Genomic DNA, 19416 nt, shown 5'->3' on the forward strand with positions numbered 1-19416 from the left:
GAAAACTGGCGCGTCGAACAGCCTCGACGGCATGTCCATCGATGAAGTCCTCGCTCTGCACCGCGGTCTGGCCACCCGCGAACAACTGTTGTCGACGATGTCGCGCAACAAGCTGGACGCATATGTGCGCAAGGGTGCGCTCGTCCGGGTGTGGCACAACGTCTACGCGTCAGCTGTCCCGGGTCTGAGCGGCCAACTGGCGGGACTCGACCTGATGACCGGCAAGTCGATCGTGGCGTGCATGGCCACCGCGGCCCAGATGTACGGCTTCGATACCGAGGCGGACGACCGGATCCACGTCCTCGATCCGGGTGTCCGCATGCGACCGTCGTCGCGTCTGATGGTGCATCAGCGGACGGGCGCACCCTTGCGCAAGGTCAACGATCGCCTGGTCACCGCACCAGCATGGACCGCGGTGGAGATAGCTCGGGAGTTATGGCGCCCCCGTGCTCTGGCCACGCTGGACGCCGCCCTTCATTGTGGAGCCTGCACGGTCGGTGAGCTGGACGCTGCGATCCGCGAGCAGAAAGGCCGTCGCGGCATCGTGCGGGTGCGGGACTTGTTGGCATACGTCGATGGTCGTTCGGAGTCGCCGATGGAAAGCGAGGCCCGGTTGGTGTTCATCGACGGTGGCCTGCCACGGCCCGAGGTTCAATACGAGATCGTTGACCGATGCGGCGATCTGTGGCGCGTCGATTTCGCCTGGCCCGACGCGATGGTCGTCGCGGAATACGAGAGCATGGAATGGCACGCCAGTCCCGAAGCGCTGCGGCACGATCGTAAGAAGTTCGCTCGGTTGCAGGAATGCGAATACACCGTGGTGCCCATCGTCGTGGATGACGTACGCCGTCGCCCCTCTGATCTCGTGGCCCGGATCTTCTCTCACCTTCACCGAGCCGAGCTGGCAAGTTAGTCCCGCAAGGGGGCCACTTCGGTCCTGCGAGCAGTCGCAAATTGACCTATTTCCCGGCTTTTTCGGGGCGTTTCGCGTCTGCTCGCGGACAGGAAACCTAGACTCCGGCCAATGGAAGCCGACTACATCGTCGTAGGGACCGGTTCGGCGGGTTCGGTGGTCGCGGGCCGGCTGGGCGCCGATCCGGCAGTCCGGGTCGTCGCGCTCGAAGCGGGTCCGCGCGACAAGAGCCAGTTCGTCCGCATTCCCGCCGGGTTCGCCAAGCTGTTCCGCAGCCCGATGGACTGGGACTACCTGACCGAACCGCAGAAAGAGCTCGACGGCCGCGAAATCTACTGGCCACGAGGGAAAATGGTCGGCGGCTCGTCGTCGATGAACGCGATGATGTGGGTCCGTGGCTTCGCCGCCGACTACGACGACTGGGGTGCAGCCGCAGGCGAGCAGTGGAACTACGCGCACCTCGAGCCGTATCTGCGTCGCATCGAGGCCGGGCCGCTGTCGATCACCGCCCAACGCAGCCCGCGCAGCTCGACCGCCAAGTGGCTGGCCGCCGCCGAACAGTGCGGATACCGCATCGAGAAACCGAATCAGGCTGCGCCCGAGGGATTCTGCGAAACCCTCGTCACGCAACGGCGCGGCGCCCGGTGGAGTGCGGCCGACGCCTACCTCAAACCCGCGCTCAAACGCCGCAACGTGACGCTCGAGACCGAGGCGCTCGCGACCAGGATCGTCTTCGACGGCCGCCGCGCCGTCGGCGTCGAGGTGGAGCAGGGCGGCACCCGTCGCATCATCACCGCTCGGCGCGAGGTGGTGCTGTGTGGCGGGGCGATCAACAGCCCGCAGCTGCTCATGCTCTCGGGTATCGGCGACGGCGACCGGCTGGCCGAGCACGGCATCCCCACGCTGGTGCATGCGCCGCAGGTCGGCGCCAACCTCGCCGACCACTTCATCGCCGCGCTCGGCTTCGACGTGCCGAACGACTCGCTGTTCGCCGCCGAGAAGCCGCTGCAGCTGCTGAACTATCTGGTGCGGCGTCGCGGCATGCTCACCTCCAACGTGGGGGAGGCCTACGGTTTCGTGCGCAGCCGCCCCGACCTCGAGCTGCCCGACCTCGAGCTGCTGTTCGCGCCCGCGCCGTTCTTCGAGGAAGGCATCGGCGATCCCTACGACAACCACGCCGTCGTGCTCGGCGCGATCCTGCTCAAGCCGTACAGCACCGGCACCATCGAACTGCGTTCGGCCGATCCGCACGACAAGCCGATCATCGACCCGCGCTACCTCACCGACCCCGGCGGCGCCGACCGCGCCGCGGTGATGGCCGGCCTGCGGATGTGCGCGACGATCGCCAAGGCACCGGCGCTCGAGGGCGTCATCGGCCGGATCGCGCGCCCCCTCGACGCCACCACCCTCGACGACCAGACCCTCGAGCGCGCGCTCGCCACCTTCTCGCACACCCTCTATCACCCCGTCGGCACCTGCCGGATGGGCCGCGACGACGCCAGCGTCGTCGACCCGGAACTGCGGGTCCGCGGCGTCGACGGTCTGCGGGTCGCGGACGCGTCGGTGATGCCGACGATCATCCGCGGCCACACCCACGCGCCGAGCGTGCTGATCGGCGAGAAGGCCGCAGACCTGCTGCTCGGCAGGTAAGTGCAAGATGAACACCATGGCCGATCGGGATCGTGACGAGACCGGGCGCCCCCGCAACACCCGCCCACGCGACGAACTGGGCCGGCCGCTGCCCCGCGGCAGCGCGGGCGTCGCCCGGATCCCCGACGATCTCGACCTGCCGCCTGCCGAATCCCTGGTCTACGCGCAGGACCTCCTCGACAAGGGGATGGCCTTTCACGCGCACGAGGTGCTCGAGGCCGCGTGGAAGAACGGCCCGCCGGACGAACGCGCCCTGTGGCAGGGCCTCGCTCAGCTGGCCGTCGGCGTCACCCACGTGCAGCGCGGCAACACCGCCGGTGCGATCGGGTTGTTGCGCCGCGCGTCGACCCGCCTCGCCGAGGCCCCCGCACAGCACCGCGTCGACATCGCGGGACTGCTCAGATACTCCGCGGCGCTGATCGACGATCTGGCGGCCGGCCGCGACGTCACGCCGGAGCGGCTCAAACCCCGGCTGACCGGCTAGTGTCCTGAGTCATTAATTCCGGTCGAGTTGTTAGACTGGGTTATGCCGACTCCCCATGCCGCCGAGATCGTGTTGACCGATGCTGAGCGAGTAGAGTTGGAGGGTTGGGCGCGGCGACGCCGCAGCGCCGGGGACTTGGCGATGCGCTCACGAATTGTGTTGGCCGCAGCTGATGGCGGTTCCAATACCGAGCTATCGCAACGACTCGGACTTGCGATCACCACGGTGCGGCGGTGGCGTAACCGGTTTGCCGTCGATCGTCTCGACGGTCTGCTCGACGAACCGCGCCCGGGACGGCCACGAGTAGTTGGCGACGAGCGGATCAAGGACCTGATCACCACGACGCTGGAGACCACTCCACCTAATGCCACCCACTGGTCGACGCGATCGATGGCCGAGCACCTGGGATTGAGTCAGTCGATGGTGTCGCGAGTGTGGCGGGCGTTCGGATTGACTCCGCACAAACAGGATTCGTGGAAGTTGTCCAAGGATCCTCAGTTCGTGGACAAGGTGCGCGACGTGGTCGGACTCTACCTCGATCCTCCCGAACGAGCCGTCGTGCTGTGCGTCGACGAGAAGACCCAGATCCAGGCCCTGAACCGGACTCAACCCGTGTTTCCCATGCTGCCGGGGACGCCGGCGCGGGCCAGCCACGACTACGTGCGCCACGGCACATCGACCCTGTACGCCGCTCTTGATCTGGCCACCGGCAAGGTCATCGGCTCACTACACGCGCGTCACCGCGCCCGCGAGTTCCTGGCATTCCTGAAGAAAATCGACGCCGAGGTACCTGACGATCTGGACTGCCATGTCGTACTCGACAACGTCTCAACGCACAAGACACCCGCGGTAAAGCGCTGGCTGACAAACCATCCCAGATTCGTCTTGCACTTCACGCCCACCAGTTCATCTTGGCTGAACTTGGTCGAGCGCTGGTTCGCCGAGTTGACCACCAAGAAACTACGTCGCGGCACTCACACATCAGTGCGCCAGCTCAACACCGACATCCGCGCATGGATCGACACCTGGAACGACAACCCACGCCCCTACGTCTGGACCAAAACCGCCGATCAAATCCTCACCAGCATCGGCAACTACTGCACCAGAATTAATGACTCAGGACACTAGCTGACCGACTGCAGCCGCTGCGGCGGCGCGAACGTCGCATCGCCCAGCCCGAGGTGGTCCCGCAACGTGTCGCCGGTGTACTCGGTGCGGAACAACCCGCGCCGCTGCAGCTCCGGCACCACCGAATCCACGAAATCGTTGAACGTGCCCGGACTTTGGGCCGCCGACACCATGAAACCGTCGGCCTCACCGGCGGTGAACGATGCCTCGATCTGATCGGCGACCTGCTCCGCGGTGCCGACGAACTGCGGCAGCAGCACCCCTTGCGCGTACCACTTGCCGATGTCGCGCAGCGTGAGGTTGTCGCGGTTGGCCACCCGCCGCGCGGTGTCGAACAACCCCTGCGTGCCGGTGACCTGGACGTCCTCGACCGGCGCATCCAGGTCGTAGCGGGAGAAGTCGTGGTCGGTGTGCACTGACAGCGTGATCAGTCCCGAGATCGGGTCGGCGAGCTCGTTGTGGAACGCCTGCTTCTCGCGGGCGATCGACTCCGTTTCGCCGATGAACGGGATGAACGCCGGGAAGATCAGCACCTTGTCCGGATCGCGACCGAAATCCGATGCGCGCGACTTGATGTCGTCGTAGTACGCGCGCCGGCCTTCGGGAGTGGGATCGATCTCGAAGATCGCCTCGGCCCACTTGGCCGCGAAGTCGCGGCCGGTGTTCGACGAGCCGGCCTGGATCAGCACCGGCCTGCCCTGCGGCGAGTGCGGGACGTTGAGCGGCCCGCGCGTCTTGAAGAACTGCCCGTCGTGGTCGACGGCGCGGATCCGTGTCGGATCGGCGAACACGCCGCCCTGCTTGTCCAGCACCAACGCGTCCGGGTCCCAGCTGGACCACAGTTCGAGCGTGGTGCGGACGAACTCGTCGGCCCGCTCGTAGCGGAACTCGTGGTCGAAGTGGTCGTCGTGCCCGAAGTTCTGCGCCTCGCTCTGGGTCAGCGAGGTGACGATGTTCCACGCCACCCGCCCGCGGGTGATGTGATCCAGGCTGGCGAAGATCCGCGCCAACTCGTACGGGTGAAAGAAGGTGGCGGACTTGGTGATCGCCACCCCGAGTTTGGACGTCACCGCGCCGATGCTGGCCGCGACGATCGACGGGTCCAGCGTCGCGGTGGCCTGGGTGCCGCGGCGCAGCGGCTCGGTGATGTCGTCGCCGAAGCGGATCGGCGCCGCGAGCAGGTCGGCGAAGAACACGAAGTCGAACTTGCCGCGCTCGAGGATCCGGCCGATCCGGTGGTAGTAGTCCGGCGTGGTGAACCCGGTGTCGCTGCCGGGATGGCGCCAGGCGGCATGCGAGTGGGTGACCTGCGAGGCGATCTGGAAACCGCCGTGGGTGGGGGTCAGAAGTAGGCGTTCGACGGGACCGGTGTGCCGTGCAGCAGGTGTTCGCCGATCACCTTCGCCTTGTAGACGACGGGGTTGTGCAGGGTGATCGTGCGGATGTTGCGCCAGTGCCGGTCGAGGTTGAGTTTGCGGCTGGCGGCGCTGGCCCCGCCGAGCTCCAGCAGCCTGGTGGCCGCCTCGGGCGCGACGTTGTCGAGGTGCACCTTGACCTTGGCGGCCTTGAGTTGCGCCTCGGTGGCCAGGTCGGCATCCGGTACGCCGTCGACCTCGGAAGCCGTTGCGGCGCCGATGGCTTCGGCGGCGTCGAGCACCGCGGCCCGCGCGACATAGGCCGTGCTGGCCAGGTCGCCGAGCAGCTTCTGGTACAGCGGGTCGTCGCTCGGCCGCTCGGTCACCGCGTGGCTGAAACTCCGCGACCGCGACCGCAGCAGCGCGATCCCGTCGTCGACGACCGACTGCAGAATGCCGGCCACCACCGCGTGGATGAACAACTGCAGCGACGCGTACTGCACGGTCGGCTCGGGTGCGGCGTCGTACGGGGAATCGCTGAGCACCTCGTCGGGCGCCACCGCCACATCGGTGAACACCGTGGTGCCGGTGCCGGTGCGCCGCTGGCCGAAGCCGTCCCAGTCGTCGATCAGCTGCACGCCCTCGCGGTCGGCGGGCACGATGACGGTGGCGACCGAGTCGTGGTCGGTGGTGGCCGTCACGGTGAGGTAGTCGGAGAACAGTGTGCCCGTGCTGTAGTACTTTTCGCCGTTGAGCCGGTACCCATCGGCTGCGTCGGGCAGCAGCCGCGTGTTGAACACCAGGCTGCCCACCGCCAGCGAACCCTTCTCGCTGAACGCATTACCGAAGATCTTGCCCGCGGCGACCTTGTCCAGCCACTGCTGTGACCGCGGGTCCGCGGACAGCCGCAGCCGCTCCTCGACGAACCAGAAGTGTGTGCGGAAGATGTGCGCGACGATGGGGTCGGCGTGCGCGACATCGATGACGCTTGCGAACAGCTGCGGCACCGTGAAGCCGGCCCCGCCGTCGGCCTCGGGGAGCCGCAGCGTGCCGAAGCCGGCTCGCTTCAGCGCCGCGACCTCGTCAAAGGGGTTCTCGTCGTTGAGGTCTCGTTCGCTGGCCCCGGCAGCGATCCGGGCGAGCAGTGCGGTCCATTCCGGTGATCCGGGCAGGACTCGTGTCGGGTGGTCGACGGTTGTCATGGCACCAGTTGTAGCGACGCCGGTGCCGGGAGGCACTGCTTTGACTCACGCCGAACCTAACGCCGGACTCAGGAGTTCATGAACCCGATCTTCGTGTAGTCCGCATCGGCCAGGCCGAACGCGCCGAAGTTCGCCAGCGCGCTTCGCACCGCCACGTTTCCGGTCGACTGGGTCAACGGCAGGCTGAACACCTCGTCGAACAGCAGCTTGTCCAACTCGTTGGCCGACGCGCGGGCCTTGGCCGGATCCAGTTCGCTGACGGTCTGCTCGATCTTCGCGTCGATCTCGGGGCTGCTGATCTTGCCGAAGTTGCTCTCGGCGCCGGTGCGGTAGATCTGCGTCAGGCTCGACAGCGGGAAAGCGTCGCCGCTCCAGGCGAATTGGGCGATGTCGAAGTTGCCCACCGTCACATAGTCGGTGAAGAAACCCGCCGCGGGGCGGATGTCCAGTTCCAGTTTGACGCCGATCTGGGCGAGGTTGTTCTGCGCGATCTGGCCGTACTGCCGGGTGCCGAGCGAGTCGAACAACACGTCGCGGATCACCAATTGGCGGCCGTCCTTCTCGCGGAACTGCCCGTTGAGCCGCCAACCGAGCGCGTCGAGTTCCTGTTTGGCCTTCTCGGGGTCGAACGCGACCGCGCCGCTGTTGTCCTGGTAGCCCTCCTGGCCGGCGACGTAGATGTGGTTGTTCAGCGGTGCCGGGTTGTCGGCGAGGCCGCGCTGGGTGACGTCGGCGATGGTCTTGCGGTCGATGCCCTTGGCGACCGCGCGCCGCAGCGCCGGGTCGGCCAGGATGGAGCCGGGCGCGCCGTTGAACGTGAAGTGGTACCACGCCAGCCCGGGTGCACGCCGGACGGTCACGCCGTCGGTGCGACGGGCGATCTGCATCTCGTCGAGCGTGGCCAGTCCGGTGGCGTCGATGGTGTTGTTCTGCAGCGCCGGGATGCGCGCGGCGTCGTCGAGGACGAGGTAGGTGATGCTGTCCAGCAGCGGCTGCTCACCCCACCATTTCGGGTTGCGGGTCAACGTGATTCGCTTCGCACCGCGGTCGATGTTGGAGACGATGAACGGTCCGGCCGACGGGCCGGGAGCGTTCAGCTGCGCCCGGTTGAACGCTTCGGGCGTCGCCGTCGAGGCCTTGGGCAACAGCATGGTGCTGCCGGCGAACATGCCGCGCCAGTCGGCCCACGGCTTGGCGAACGTGATGACGGCCTGGCGGTCGTCGACACCGCGCTCCACCTTGGCGACGCGGTCGCTGCCGTTGGTGGCGGCGATCGCGAAGTTCTTGTCCTTGCCGCTGGTCGCGTTGATCTGCGACTGCAGGTCCTCCCAGGTGATCGGTGTGCCGTCGCTCCACACCGCCTTGGGGTTGATCGTGTAGGTGACCACCTGCGGGTTGGTGCCGGTCAGTTCGACGCTGGTGAAGTAGTCGGTGTTGACGGTCGCCGACCCGTCGGCGGCGATGCGGAACGCGCGCGGCATCGTCGGCTTCATCAGCGAGTTGTTGTCGCCGGTGTTGCCGTCGATGTGCAGCGAGTTGAAGTTCGGCGGCAGTTCGTTGAGCGCCAGACGCAGGTTGCCGCCCTTCTTCAGGTTCCCGACGTCCTGCGGGTTGATGTCGTTGGTGGTGCCGACCTCTGCGGTCCCGCCGGCGGACGGCGCTTCCTCGGAGCCGCCGGAGCAGGCGGTCAGGGTCAGCGCGGCGATCATGGTCGCCGCGGCCAGGCGTCGGATCTTCATGACTCGGACTTTAGCTGCGCCGCACCTCGGGTTGCGGGACCGCGGCGAGCAACCGCCGGGTGTAGTCGTCGCGCGGGTCGCCGAACACCTGGTCCGCGTCGCCGTGTTCGACGACTTTGCCCTTGTGCATCACGACGACGCGGTGCGCGAGGTGGCGGACCACCGACAGGTCGTGCGAGACGAACAGATAGGACAGGTCGAAGCGCTGCTGCAGATCGAGCAGCAGGTTGATGATGCCCGCCTGGATCGACACGTCCAGCGCCGACACCGGTTCGTCGAGCGCCAGGATCTTCGGTTGCAGCGCCAACGCGCGGGCGATCCCGATCCGCTGCTTCTGGCCGCCGGAGAATTCGGCGGGGTAGCGGGCGGCGTCCCCGCGACCCAACCCGACGATGCCGAGCAGCTCGGCGACCCGGTCGTCGATGCGGCTTTTCTCGAAACCGTTGGCCTGCAACGGCTCTGCAAGCACTTCGAACACCGGCAGCCGCGGGTCGAGCGAGGCCACCGGGTCCTGGAACACCACCTGCAGATCGCCGCGCAGGGCGCGCCGCCCACGCCGGTCCAGCGCGGCCACGTCCTTGCCGAGCACCTCGATCGAGCCGGACTGCGGTGCGGTCAGACCGAGGATCTGATGCAGCGTCGTCGACTTGCCGGAACCGGATTCGCCGACGATGCCCAGCGTGCGGCCGCGGGGCAGGTCGAAGCTGACGCCGTCGACGGCGCGCACCTCTCCGACCCGGCGTCGGAACACCACACCCTTGGTCAGCTGGTAGGTCTTCACCAGGTCGCGGACCTTCAGCACGGCGGGCGCATCGTCGTCGGCCGGCGCGTCGGGCGGCGCGGTGGACACCCCGTAGATGTCGGCGGCGCTGCGGCCGGCGACGTGTTCGGTGCGGATGCAGGCGGCGCGGTGGTTCGGCCCCATCTCGAGCAGGTCGGGTTCGGCGGCCCGGCAGTCGTCGATGGCCAGTGGGCAGCGCGGCGCGAACGGGCACCCGGGCGGCAGCGCGGCCATCGACGGCGGCGCCCCGGGGATCGGCACCAGCCGCGCGCCCTGCGCCGCGTCGAGCCGCGGGACCGAGCCGAGCAGGCCGACGGTGTAGGGCATCCGCCGGTCGGCGTAGAGGGTCGGCACCGGCGCGACCTCCACGGCGCGGCCGGCGTACATCACCAGCGCGCGGTCAGCGAACTCGGCGACGACGCCGAGGTCGTGGGTGATGATCAGCACGCCCGCGCCCGTCACGTCGCGGGCGGTCTTGAGCACTTCGAGGATCTGCGCTTGCACGGTGACGTCGAGCGCGGTGGTCGGCTCGTCGCAGATCAGCAGGTCGGGGTCGTTGGCGATCGCGATGGCGATCACCACCCGCTGGCGTTCTCCGCCGGACAGCTCATGCGGGAAGGACTTGGCGCGGCGCTCGGGCTGCGCGATGCCGACCAGTTCGAGTAGTTCGACGGCGCGTGTGCGGGCCGCCTGCTTGCCGACCCCGCGCTGATGGATCTCGATCGCCTCGGCGATCTGGTCGCCGACGGTGTAGACCGGCGTCAGCGCCGACATCGGGTCCTGGAAGACGGTGCCGATCGCCTTGCCGCGGATCGCCGACATCCGCTGATCGGACAGCCCGACCAGTTCGTCGCCGTGCAGGCGGATGGACCCGGACACGTCGGCGTACTCGGGCAGCAGCCCGACGACGGCCATCGCGCTGGCGGACTTGCCCGCCCCCGACTCGCCGACCAACGCGACGACCTCGCCCTTGTCGACGGTGAAGTTCATGCCGCGCACCGCGTTGACCGGGGCGGCGTCGGTCGGGAACGCGACGGTCAGGTCGCGCACCTCGAGCAGGCTCATCGCGACCGCCTCCGGAGCCGCCGCGCACTGGGGTCCAGCGCGTCGCGCAGACCGTCACCGACGAGGTTGGCGCACAGGATGATCAGCACCAGCACGCCCGCCGGGAACAGGAACAACCACGGAAACGTCGTCGCCGACTTGGTGCCGTCGGCGATCAACGTGCCCAGCGACACGTCGGGCGGCTGGATGCCGAAACCCAGGAAGCTCAGCCCGGTTTCGGCCAGCACCGCGACGCCGACGTTGAGCGCGGTGTCGATGATGATGATCGACGCGACGTTGGGCAGGATGTGGCGGACGATGATGCGCGCGTCGCGCACCCCCATATACCGTGCGGCGGCGACGAATTCGCGGTCCCGCAGGCTCATCGTCATCCCGCGCACGATGCGGGAGCTGACCATCCAGCTGAAGATCGACAGCAGCACGATCATCCAGATGATGTCACCCTTGGTGCGCTGCACCACGATCGAGATCAGCAGGAAGCTCGGCACCACCAGCATCAGGTCGACCAGCCACATCAACACCGGGTCGCGCCAGTCGGTGAAGTAACCGGCGATCGTGCCGACCGTCGCGGCGATGATCGTGGAGATGAACGCGACGCACACCCCGATCAGCAACGATTTCTGCATGCCCCGCAGGGTTTGGGCGAGCAGGTCCTGGCCCAGCGCGTTGGTGCCGAACCAGTGCTGCGGGCTCGGCGGCTGCTGCAGCGCGTAGAAGTCCAGATCGCTGTAGCTGTACGGCAGCAACCCGGGCAGGGCGTAGCACCCCACGAACATCACCAGCAGCAGCGCCAGCGACACCACCGCGGGTTTGTTGCGCACGAAGCGGCGGAACACCAGCGTGCGCCGCGATGCGAAACCCGCGGTGCGGACGCCGGACTGGGCGCTGGTGGCCGACTGGGATTCGGTCATGACATCCGCACTCTCGGGTCCAGGGCGGCATAGACCACGTCGGACAGCAGCCCGGCCAACAGGATCATCACCGCCGACAGCACCGTGATCGCGGCGACGATGTTGATGTCCTGGCTACCGATGCCGGTGATGATCCATTCCCCGACGCCGTGCCAGCCGAAGATCTTCTCGGTGAACACCGCGCCGGTGACCAGCCCGGCGACGCTGTAGGCGAACAGCGTCGCCATCGGGATCAGCGCCGTGCGCAGTCCGTGCTTGAACAGCGCCTGGCGTCGCGTGAGTCCCTTGGCCCGCGCGGTGCGGATGAAGTCCTGCCCGAGCACGTCGAGCATCGCGTTGCGCTGATAGCGGCTGTAGATCGCGATCGAGCCCAGCGCCAGCGTCATCGACGGCAACACCAGATGCTGGACCCGGTCGACGAACTGGTTCCACGCGCCGCCGATCGCGTCGGGCGACGTCTCACCGGTGTACTCGAACAGCCGCACCCCCACCACGTTGTTCACCCCGAGCGCGGCCAGGATGAACAAGTTGGCCAGCACGAACGTCGGCGTGCTGATCACCAGCAGCGACAGCACGGTGACCACCCGGTCGCTGAGCCGGTACTGCCGGATCGCGCCCCACGCCCCGGCGACCACGCCGATCACGGTGCCCACCACCGAGCCGATGACCAGCAGCCGCAGGCTCACCCCGACCCGACGCCACAACTCCTCGCTGACCGGCTGCCCGCCGATCGTGACGCCGAAATCCCCGCGGACCGCGCCGGCCGCCCAGTGCGCGTACTGCTGCAGCACCGGCTGGTCGAGCCCGAGTTCGACGCGCTTGGCGTCGATGACGGCCTGCGGCGGGCGTGGGTTGCGGCTCTCCAGCGTCTCCAACGGATTGAACTGCCACGACGCGAGCAGGAACACCAGGAACGACGCCAGCGCCAGCAACACCAGGTAGTTCGCCAGCCGACGCGCCAGGAACCGCGTCATGCGATGGGTCCACGGCTCGGCTGCATGCGCACAGGTTAGGAGATGTCGGGGCGGACGGCCGGGAAGCGGCCGCCCGACGCGGCGCCGGGCCCGGCCCTGGCGAACTCGCAGCGGCCGTTCAGCGCGTTGCCAGACTCCGGGCGTTTCGTGGAGTGATCAACGGATTCCACCGGTGGCCGCGCCGAGGGGGCGACTGGGCAACCACGATTGGAGTACGAGGACATGGCACGTCACAGGGCAGAACCCACCCCGAGAAAGCCGGTCAGGACCGCCGCGGCGGTGATCGGCGGCTCGGGCCTGATCATCCTCGCGGCGCTGGGCGCGGCGGTCGGAGAGGGCTCCGACGGCGCATCGGTCGCAAAGTCGGACATGACCATCGGCGCGACCAGCACCCAGACCACGCCGTCGAATGTGCCCGCGGTCGGGGTCGCGGTCCCGACCATCAAGGGCCCGGCGCCGCTGCCGTCGGAGGAAGAGTCCGCCAAGTAACCACCGTTTCAGCTGCCGCCCGTTCGGTTACCCAGCAGCGGTACGGGTCGACGAAGACCCCAGAAGCGCTGTTCGATGGTCGGCGCCTCCGCTCGGTGCCGGCCACCTGAGACCGAATGGAGTGGTCACGGTGAATTCGAGCCGAATGAAACTGTTGTCGGCGTCTGTCGGCGCCAGCGCGCTGCTGGCCATGGGCGCATTCTCGGTCGCCTCGACGACCGCCGCGCAGGAGGAAGAGGAGCCGGTGCCGCCCGGCCCGGTGACAACGTCGGAGATCACCACCGGCGAGACCGTCACCGAGACGGCAGCACCCGAGGCGCCGGAGACGACGGCCGCTACGCCGCCGATCACCACGCCGCCCTCGACCATCACGACCGCCGAAGTCGGCTGAACGGGGCAGAGACGATGACAAACATGAAAATGATCGCCGGTGGGGTCGGTGTCGGCGCTGTGATCGCGATGGGCGCGTTGGGCGTGGTCCTCGCCGAGGCTCCGCAGCCGGCGTCGACGCAGATCGTCAGCCAGGACGAGGAACCGACGATGACGCTGCCCGAGACCACCACGTCGACCACCGCGCAGACGGAGGTCGAGACGCCGGTGGCCACCCCCGAGGTGACCGCCGAACCGGCGCCCACGCCGTAAGCGTCAGCGCCGTTCGATACTGACGCTGCTGGCCTGCGCCGTGTCGCCGGTGCGGGTGCCGCGGACCTGCACCTCGTCGTTGACCGCGACCGGTGCGTGGTCCGCGGGCAGCGTGTAGGTCTGGGTGAAGCCGTCGGCGCTGCGGATCGTGATCGACGTCGGTGAGGCCGCGGTGACCGTCCCCGTCTGACTCAGTGCGGTGACGAAGCCGGTCGCCGCGTCGCCGGTGACGAACTCGCCGTGCAACCCCGGGGCGGACATCGCAGCCGGTGGGCCGCCGCCGAACGCGCCGGGCGGGCCGCCGAAACCGGGCCCACCCTGGTGCAACGCCGCGCCGCTGTCGGTGGCGGCGTGGATCGCGGCGCCGCCGACACCGGCGATCACCGCCGCGACACCGACGGCGACGACGGTTTCGCGCCATCCCCAGCGGGGCTTGTCTGGATCAGGTGCTCCCCAGGTCGCTGTCATGGGGTCCACTGTGGACCGCGTCGATGTGTGCGGGCTGTGAGACGGGTCAGCGCTCGATGTGCGCGACGCATTCACAGCCCGCGCATAGAAAGCGCACAGGCTCGGCCCATCACGCCGCGAATAATGGAGTCGTGGCTCCCTCCCAATCTCCCGGCGTGAGCGAGCAGGACTCCGCGCGTGTGGTGATGCGCCGCGCCGACGGCAAGCCGATCCACGTGCTCGTCGTCGACGACGAACCCGTGCTCGCCGAATTGGTGTCGATGGCGCTGCGGTACGAGGGCTGGGAGATCGCCACCGCGGGCGACGGGGCGAGCGCGATCGCGTCGGCCAGGGAGACGCCGCCCGACGTCGTCGTGCTCGACGTGATGCTGCCCGACATGAGCGGGCTCGATGTGCTGCGCCGGCTGCGCGAACAGATCCCCGGACTGCCCCTGCTGCTGCTGACGGCCAAGGACTCGGTGGAGGACCGGATCGCCGGGTTGACCGCAGGCGGCGACGACTACGTCACCAAACCGTTCAGCATCGAAGAGGTGGTGCTGCGCCTGCGGGCGCTGTTGCGGCGGACCGGGGTGGCCAGCGAATCGGGCGGCACCAAGATCGTCGTCGGTGATCTGGTGCTCGACGAGGACAGCCACGAGGTGACCCGTGGGGGAGACCTGATCACGTTGACCGCCACCGAGTTCGAGTTGCTGCGGTTCATGATGCGCAACTCCAAGCGGGTGCTGAGCAAGGCGCAGATCCTCGACCGGGTGTGGAGTTACGACTTCGGCGGCCGTTCCAACATCGTCGAGCTGTACGTGTCGTATCTGCGCAAGAAGATTGACAGCGGCCGCGAGCCGATGATCCACACGTTGCGCGGCGCCGGATATGTCCTCAAACCCGCGCGCTGACGGCCCGCGGATCCGCTCGCCCCGGACGTGGTCGCTGCGGGCACGGCTGCTGGCGTCGCAGATCGTGCTGTTGGCACTGGTGTGCGCGGCCGTCGGCGTCGGTACCGAGCTTGCGCTGCAACACTTTTTGATGAACCAGCTCGACGACCGGTTGGCCGAGACGGTCAAACGCTCGGCGGGCCTGTTCGAGTTCGGGCCGCCGCCGCTGCCGCCGGATTTCGATGCGCCGCCCGGCTTCGAGCGGATGCTGCCGCCCGGTTTCGAGCACCGGCCGCCGCGGCGCGTGATCATCCGCGACGACCTCGGGCCGGGGCCGGCGTTCCTCAACGCGCCCGGGCAGGCCGCCCGCACGGTCGGCGCGGTGGTCTCGCGCGGCAGGACGGTGGACGCCGGTGTGATCACCGCCGATGGCACCCGCAGCGAAATCGACACGGCCGCAGCCGAACAGCTGGCCCGCATCGAACCGACCGACACGCCGGTCACCGTGGAGCTCGACGGGCTCGGCGACTACCGGGTGATCGCTCTGCCCGCGCGGCGGTCCCCGGGTGACGTGATCGTGACCGGGCTGCCCACCTCCGACGTCGACGACACGCTGCTCACCGTCGCGGTCATCTTCTGCATCGTGGGCGCGACGGTGCTGATCGCCGCGACGACGGCCGGGCTGTTCATCATTCGTCGTCAACTCGCCCCGCTGTCACGGGTTTCCGACGCCGCACGCCAGGTGGCCGATCTGGAGTTGGACCGCGGCGAGGTGCGGCTACCCACCCCGATCGTCAAGGTGGACCCCGCCGGCGCGCACACCGAGGTGGGGCAGCTGGGTTCGGCGCTGAACCGCATGCTCGACCGGATCGCGTCGGCGCTGTCGGCCCGGCACGCCAGCGAGACGCGGGTGCGCCAGTTCGTCGCCGACGCCAGCCATGAGCTGCGCACGCCGCTGGCCGCGATCCGCGGCTATACCGAACTCGCGCAACGCAAACGCGACGACGTGCCCGAGGACGTCGCGCACGCGATGAGCCGGGTCGAGTCCGAGACCGAACGGATGACGCAGCTGGTGGAGGACATGTTGCTGTTGGCCCGCCTCGACACCGGGCGGCCGCTCGAGCGCGAGCCGGTCGATCTGTCGCGGTTGATCGTCGACACCGTCAGCGACGCCCACATCGCGGGTCCGGAGCACAAGTGGTCGCTGGATCTTCCCGAGGAGCCGGTCGTCGTGATCGGTGACGAGGCGCGGCTGCACCAGGTGCTCGGCAACCTGCTCGCCAACGCGCGCACGCACACCCCGCCCGGCACCTCGGTGACGACATCGTTGACCGTCGGCGCCGATGGCGCGGTGGTGCTGACGGTCGCCGACGACGGACCCGGCATCCCGGCCTGGCTGCAGCCCGAGATCTTCGAGAGGTTCGCCCGCGGTGACTCGTCGCGGTCCCGCCGCGGCGGCAGCACCGGTCTGGGCCTGGCGATCGTCGCGGCCGTGGTGCGGGCGCACGCCGGGACCATCGAGGTGCACAGCGTTCCCGGCGACACCCGCTTCGTGGTGACGTTGCCGCGATGACCGTCACCATCTCCGGCGAGCAGACGCAAACTGACCCGAAAACCCGCGAAAAGTGGACAGTTCGCGTCTGCTCGCGAGCGGGATTGGTGGTCCTGCTCGCGGCGACCGCCGTGCTGTACGTGTGGAATCTCTCGGCGAGCGGATGGGCCAACGCGTTCTACTCGGCCGCGGTGCAAGCCGGGGCGAGTGACTGGACGGCGATGCTGTTCGGGTCCAGCGACGCGGCCAACGCGATCACCGTCGACAAGACCCCGGCGGCGCTGTGGGTGATGGACGCCTCGGTGCGGCTGTTCGGGCTCAACCCGTGGAGCGTGCTGGTGCCGCAGGCGCTCGAGGGCGTCGCGGCGGTGGCGCTGCTGTATGCGGCGGTCCGGCGGGCGGCCGGCCCGGGCGCCGCTCTGCTGGCCGGAGCCGTCCTGGCGCTGACTCCGGTGGCAGCGTTGATCTTTCGCTTCAACAACCCGGACGCGCTGCTGGTCCTGTTGCTGGTCGCCGCGGCGTACTGCGTGCAACGGGCCTGCGAAGAGGACGCGAGCCGGTGGTGGCTGATCGGTGCGGGCGTCGCGGTCGGCTTCGGTTTCCTGGCCAAGATGATGCAGGCGTTCCTGGTGCTGCCCGGATTCGTCGCCGCCTACGGGATGGCCGGCCACCCGCCGTGGGGCCGGCGGGTGCTCGACCTGCTGGGCGCCGCCGCGGCCGTCGTCGTCTCGGGCGGCTGGTATCTGCTGCTCGTCGAACTGTGGCCGGCGTCGTCGCGGCCCTACATCGGAGGTTCTCAGCACAACAGCATCCTCGAGCTGACGTTGGCCTACAACGGCTTCGGACGCCTCACCGGTGACGAGCCCGGCGGGCTGGGCAACCTCAACCACGACGTCGGCTGGGGCCGATTGTTCGGCGCGGGCATGGGCCTCGACATCGCGTGGCTGTTACCCGCCGCGGTGGTCTGCCTGGCGGCGGGTCTGGTGCTCACCGCGCGGCGGCCGCGGACGGATCCGACGCGGGCGGCTCTGATCCTGTGGGGCGGCTGGCTGATCGTGACCGCGGTGGTGTTCAGTTACGCCAACGGGATCCTGCATTCCTACTACACCGTCGCGCTCGCGCCCGCGTTGGCGGCCTGCGTCGGCATCGGCGCGAACCTGTTGTGGCGCAACCGCTTCGCCCTCGCCGCCCGCACCGCGATGGCCACCACGATGTTGGTCACAGTGCTGCTCGCGGCGGTGCTGCTCGGGCGCAACGCCGACTGGCAGCCATGGCTGCGGTGGGGCGTGGCCGTCGCCGGCGTCGGGGCCGCGGTGCTGCTGCTCGTCGTGCACCGGCTGGCCCGTCCCGTCGTCGGCTCAATCGCGGTGCTCGCGCTCGCCGCGTGTCTGGCGGCACCGACCGCGTATGCGGTCGCGACGGCGGCCGCACCCCACAGCGGCGCCATCCCGTCGGTGGGCCCGGCGCGCCACAGCGGCTTCACAGGCCCGGGCGGATTGCTCGACTCGCCGGAACCGGGCCCCGCGCTCACCGCCGCGCTGGCCCGCGACGCCGACCGCTACACCTGGGCGGCGGCGGTGGTCGGCTCCAACAACGCCGCGGGCTACCAACTGGCCGCCGGCGCGCCGGTGATGGCGGTCGGCGGGTTCAACGGAACCGACCCGGCCCCCACACTCGCCGAGTTCCAGGAGCTCGTCGCGCACCGCCGGATCCACTACTTCATCCGTTCGCACATGATGACCGGCCGCTGGGGCGCGCAGTCCAGCGGCAGCCGCGCGGCCGCCGACATCGCCGAGTACGTCGCGCGCCACTACACGCCGACGGTCATCGACGGCGTCACCGTGTACGACCTCACACCGCCGCCGACGAACTCATAGCTCAGACACAGGTTCGGCCAACGCGGGACACAACCGGCCCGTCGACGATGGGTGCATGACAGACATCGTCCTCGAACGGGAGACCAGCGAGCGGATGCGTTTCGAATCCCGGCCCAGCGCGGCGGTGGCCGCCCGCGAGGCGGGTGTACCGGTGCTCGACGTGGTGGTCCCGGTGTACAACGAACAGGCCGACCTGGGCGCGTCGGTGCACCGGCTGCACCGCCATCTGCAGGAGAACTTCCCGTTCCCCGCGCGCATCACGATCGCCGACAACGCCAGCGACGACGACACGCCGCGGGTGTCTGCCGAACTGGCCGCCGCGCTCAGCGACGTGCGGGTGGTGCGCCTTGACCAGAAGGGCCGCGGTCGGGCGCTGCACACGGTGTGGTCGCAGTCCGACGCGCAGGTGCTGGCGTACATGGACGTCGACCTGTCCACCGACCTCAACGCGTTGGCGCCGCTGGTGGCGTCGCTGATCAGCGGGCACTCCGACCTCGCCATCGGCACCCGATTGGGCCGCGGCGCGCGCGTCGTCCGCGGAACCAAACGCGAGGTGATCTCGCGCTGCTACAACCTGATCCTCAAATCAGCTCTGGCGACCGGCTTTTCGGATGCGCAGTGCGGGTTCAAGGCGATTCGCGCCGACGTCGCACAGCTGCTGCTGCCGCACGTCGCCGACACCGGCTGGTTCTTCGACACCGAACTGCTGGTGCTCGCCGAACGCAGCGGGCTGCGCATCCACGAGGTCCCGGTCGACTGGGTCGACGACCCCGACAGCCGCGTCGACATCGTCGCCACCGCGGTCGCCGACCTCAAGGGCATCGCCCGGCTGCTGCGCGGGTTCGCCGACGGCTCGATTCCGGTGCAGGTCATCGCCGCTCAGCTCGGATCGGCGAGCGAGCCGCCGCGATCGCTGTTCCGCCAGGTCGTGCGGTTCGGCACCGTCGGCGTCTTCTCCACCGCCGCCTACATCGTGCTGTTCATGCTGCTGCAGGGTTGGCTCGGCGCCCAGTTCGCCAACCTGATCGCGCTGCTGGTCACCGCCATCGGCAACACCGCCGCCAACCGGCGGTTCACGTTCGGGATCGGTGGGCTGCGGCACGCGACGCGACATCACGTCGAAGGTCTGCTCGTGTTCGGGGTCGCGCTCGCGATCACCAGCGGAGCGCTCGGGCTGCTGCACGTGTTCGTCGCCGAACCGCACCACCTGGTCGAGCTGACCGTGTTGGTGCTCGCCAATCTGGTGGCCACCGCCGCTCGGTTCGTGTTGTTGCGCGACTGGGTCTTTCACCCGCGCCGGACACGCTGACCTCCAAC

At 68.8% G+C, this 19416-nt stretch carries 18 protein-coding genes; 11 read left to right on the top strand and 7 right to left on the bottom strand.

The window, feature by feature from the left end:
• Positions 1–31: 31 nt before the first annotated feature.
• The 4 genes from BLW81_RS14915 (at position 32) to BLW81_RS14930 (ending at position 4175) form a co-directional block, all read left to right on the top strand.
• On the top strand, positions 32–913 hold the full coding sequence (locus BLW81_RS14915; RefSeq protein ID WP_083407835.1) for a type IV toxin-antitoxin system AbiEi family antitoxin domain-containing protein: 882 nt from the start codon (positions 32–34) through the stop codon (positions 911–913).
• A gap of 111 nt (positions 914–1024) precedes the next feature.
• Positions 1025–2563: a GMC family oxidoreductase gene (locus BLW81_RS14920; RefSeq protein ID WP_083407836.1), complete on the top strand. Its 1539-nt coding sequence runs from the start codon at positions 1025–1027 to the stop codon at positions 2561–2563.
• 16 nt (positions 2564–2579) lie between these two features.
• Positions 2580–3047: a DUF309 domain-containing protein gene (locus BLW81_RS14925; RefSeq protein WP_083410558.1), complete on the top strand. Its 468-nt coding sequence runs from the start codon at positions 2580–2582 to the stop codon at positions 3045–3047.
• Between the two features lie 42 nt (positions 3048–3089).
• Entirely contained in the window at positions 3090–4175 is a 1086-nt protein-coding gene (locus BLW81_RS14930) for an IS630 family transposase (RefSeq protein WP_059167163.1), read from the top strand.
• Here BLW81_RS14930 and BLW81_RS14935 read toward each other — a convergent pair.
• From BLW81_RS14935 to BLW81_RS14960, 6 genes are all read right to left on the bottom strand, one after another.
• Entirely contained in the window at positions 4172–5521 is a 1350-nt protein-coding gene (locus BLW81_RS14935) for an LLM class flavin-dependent oxidoreductase (RefSeq protein ID WP_083407837.1), read from the bottom strand. The two genes, BLW81_RS14930 and BLW81_RS14935, sit on opposite strands and share 4 nt — an antisense overlap.
• The gene (locus tag BLW81_RS14940; protein ID WP_083407838.1) at positions 5518–6732 is read right to left on the bottom strand and encodes an acyl-CoA dehydrogenase family protein; all 1215 of its coding nucleotides are present in this window, start codon (positions 6730–6732) and stop codon (positions 5518–5520) included. The genes BLW81_RS14935 and BLW81_RS14940 overlap by 4 nt, the downstream gene beginning before the upstream one ends.
• A gap of 68 nt (positions 6733–6800) precedes the next feature.
• Positions 6801–8471 carry an oligopeptide ABC transporter substrate-binding protein OppA gene (locus BLW81_RS14945; protein ID WP_083407839.1) on the bottom strand — a complete coding sequence of 557 codons (1671 nt, stop codon included), beginning with the start codon at positions 8469–8471 and terminating at the stop codon, positions 6801–6803.
• A gap of 10 nt (positions 8472–8481) precedes the next feature.
• On the bottom strand, positions 8482–10317 hold the full coding sequence (locus BLW81_RS14950) for an oligopeptide ABC transporter ATP-binding protein OppD (protein ID WP_083407840.1): 1836 nt from the start codon (positions 10315–10317) through the stop codon (positions 8482–8484).
• A complete protein-coding gene (locus BLW81_RS14955; protein ID WP_083407841.1) occupies positions 10314–11228 on the bottom strand; it encodes an oligopeptide ABC transporter permease OppC in 915 nt (304 codons plus the stop codon). Before BLW81_RS14955 ends, BLW81_RS14950 begins: the two co-directional genes overlap by 4 nt.
• Positions 11225–12202, bottom strand: coding sequence for an oligopeptide ABC transporter permease OppB (locus BLW81_RS14960; RefSeq protein ID WP_083407842.1), 978 nt, complete (start codon positions 12200–12202; stop codon positions 11225–11227). The genes BLW81_RS14955 and BLW81_RS14960 overlap by 4 nt, the downstream gene beginning before the upstream one ends.
• A 222-nt stretch (positions 12203–12424) precedes the next feature.
• Between BLW81_RS14960 and BLW81_RS14965 the strand changes: the two genes are divergently transcribed.
• The 3 genes from BLW81_RS14965 (at position 12425) to BLW81_RS14975 (ending at position 13333) form a co-directional block, all read left to right on the top strand.
• Positions 12425–12691: a hypothetical protein gene (locus BLW81_RS14965; protein ID WP_083410559.1), complete on the top strand. Its 267-nt coding sequence runs from the start codon at positions 12425–12427 to the stop codon at positions 12689–12691.
• Positions 12692–12821: 130 nt separating this feature from the next.
• The gene (locus tag BLW81_RS14970) at positions 12822–13082 is read left to right on the top strand and encodes a hypothetical protein (protein ID WP_235632009.1); all 261 of its coding nucleotides are present in this window, start codon (positions 12822–12824) and stop codon (positions 13080–13082) included.
• Between the two features lie 14 nt (positions 13083–13096).
• Positions 13097–13333 (top strand): hypothetical protein, encoded by a 237-nt coding sequence (locus BLW81_RS14975; protein ID WP_083407844.1) that lies wholly within the window; start codon positions 13097–13099, stop codon positions 13331–13333.
• A 3-nt stretch (positions 13334–13336) separates the two neighbouring features.
• Here BLW81_RS14975 and BLW81_RS14980 read toward each other — a convergent pair whose 3' ends face one another.
• Positions 13337–13801 (bottom strand): hypothetical protein, encoded by a 465-nt coding sequence (locus BLW81_RS14980; RefSeq protein WP_083407845.1) that lies wholly within the window; start codon positions 13799–13801, stop codon positions 13337–13339.
• Between the two features lie 185 nt (positions 13802–13986).
• Between BLW81_RS14980 and BLW81_RS14985 the strand changes: the two genes are divergently transcribed.
• The 4 genes from BLW81_RS14985 to BLW81_RS15000 are packed head-to-tail and all read left to right on the top strand — an operon-like array spanning position 13987 to position 19408.
• A complete protein-coding gene (locus BLW81_RS14985; protein WP_069414899.1) occupies positions 13987–14691 on the top strand; it encodes a response regulator transcription factor in 705 nt (234 codons plus the stop codon).
• On the top strand, positions 14669–16243 hold the full coding sequence (locus BLW81_RS14990) for a sensor histidine kinase (protein ID WP_083407846.1): 1575 nt from the start codon (positions 14669–14671) through the stop codon (positions 16241–16243). The genes BLW81_RS14985 and BLW81_RS14990 overlap by 23 nt, the downstream gene beginning before the upstream one ends.
• Positions 16240–18099: an ArnT family glycosyltransferase gene (locus BLW81_RS14995; RefSeq protein ID WP_083407847.1), complete on the top strand. Its 1860-nt coding sequence runs from the start codon at positions 16240–16242 to the stop codon at positions 18097–18099. The genes BLW81_RS14990 and BLW81_RS14995 overlap by 4 nt, the downstream gene beginning before the upstream one ends.
• A gap of 55 nt (positions 18100–18154) precedes the next feature.
• Complete coding sequence (locus BLW81_RS15000) at positions 18155–19408, top strand: bifunctional glycosyltransferase family 2/GtrA family protein (protein ID WP_083407848.1); 1254 nt, start codon at positions 18155–18157, stop codon at positions 19406–19408.
• Positions 19409–19416: the final 8 nt, after the last annotated feature.

Source organism: Mycolicibacterium rutilum, assembly GCF_900108565.1.
GTDB lineage: Bacteria > Actinomycetota > Actinomycetes > Mycobacteriales > Mycobacteriaceae > Mycobacterium > Mycobacterium rutilum.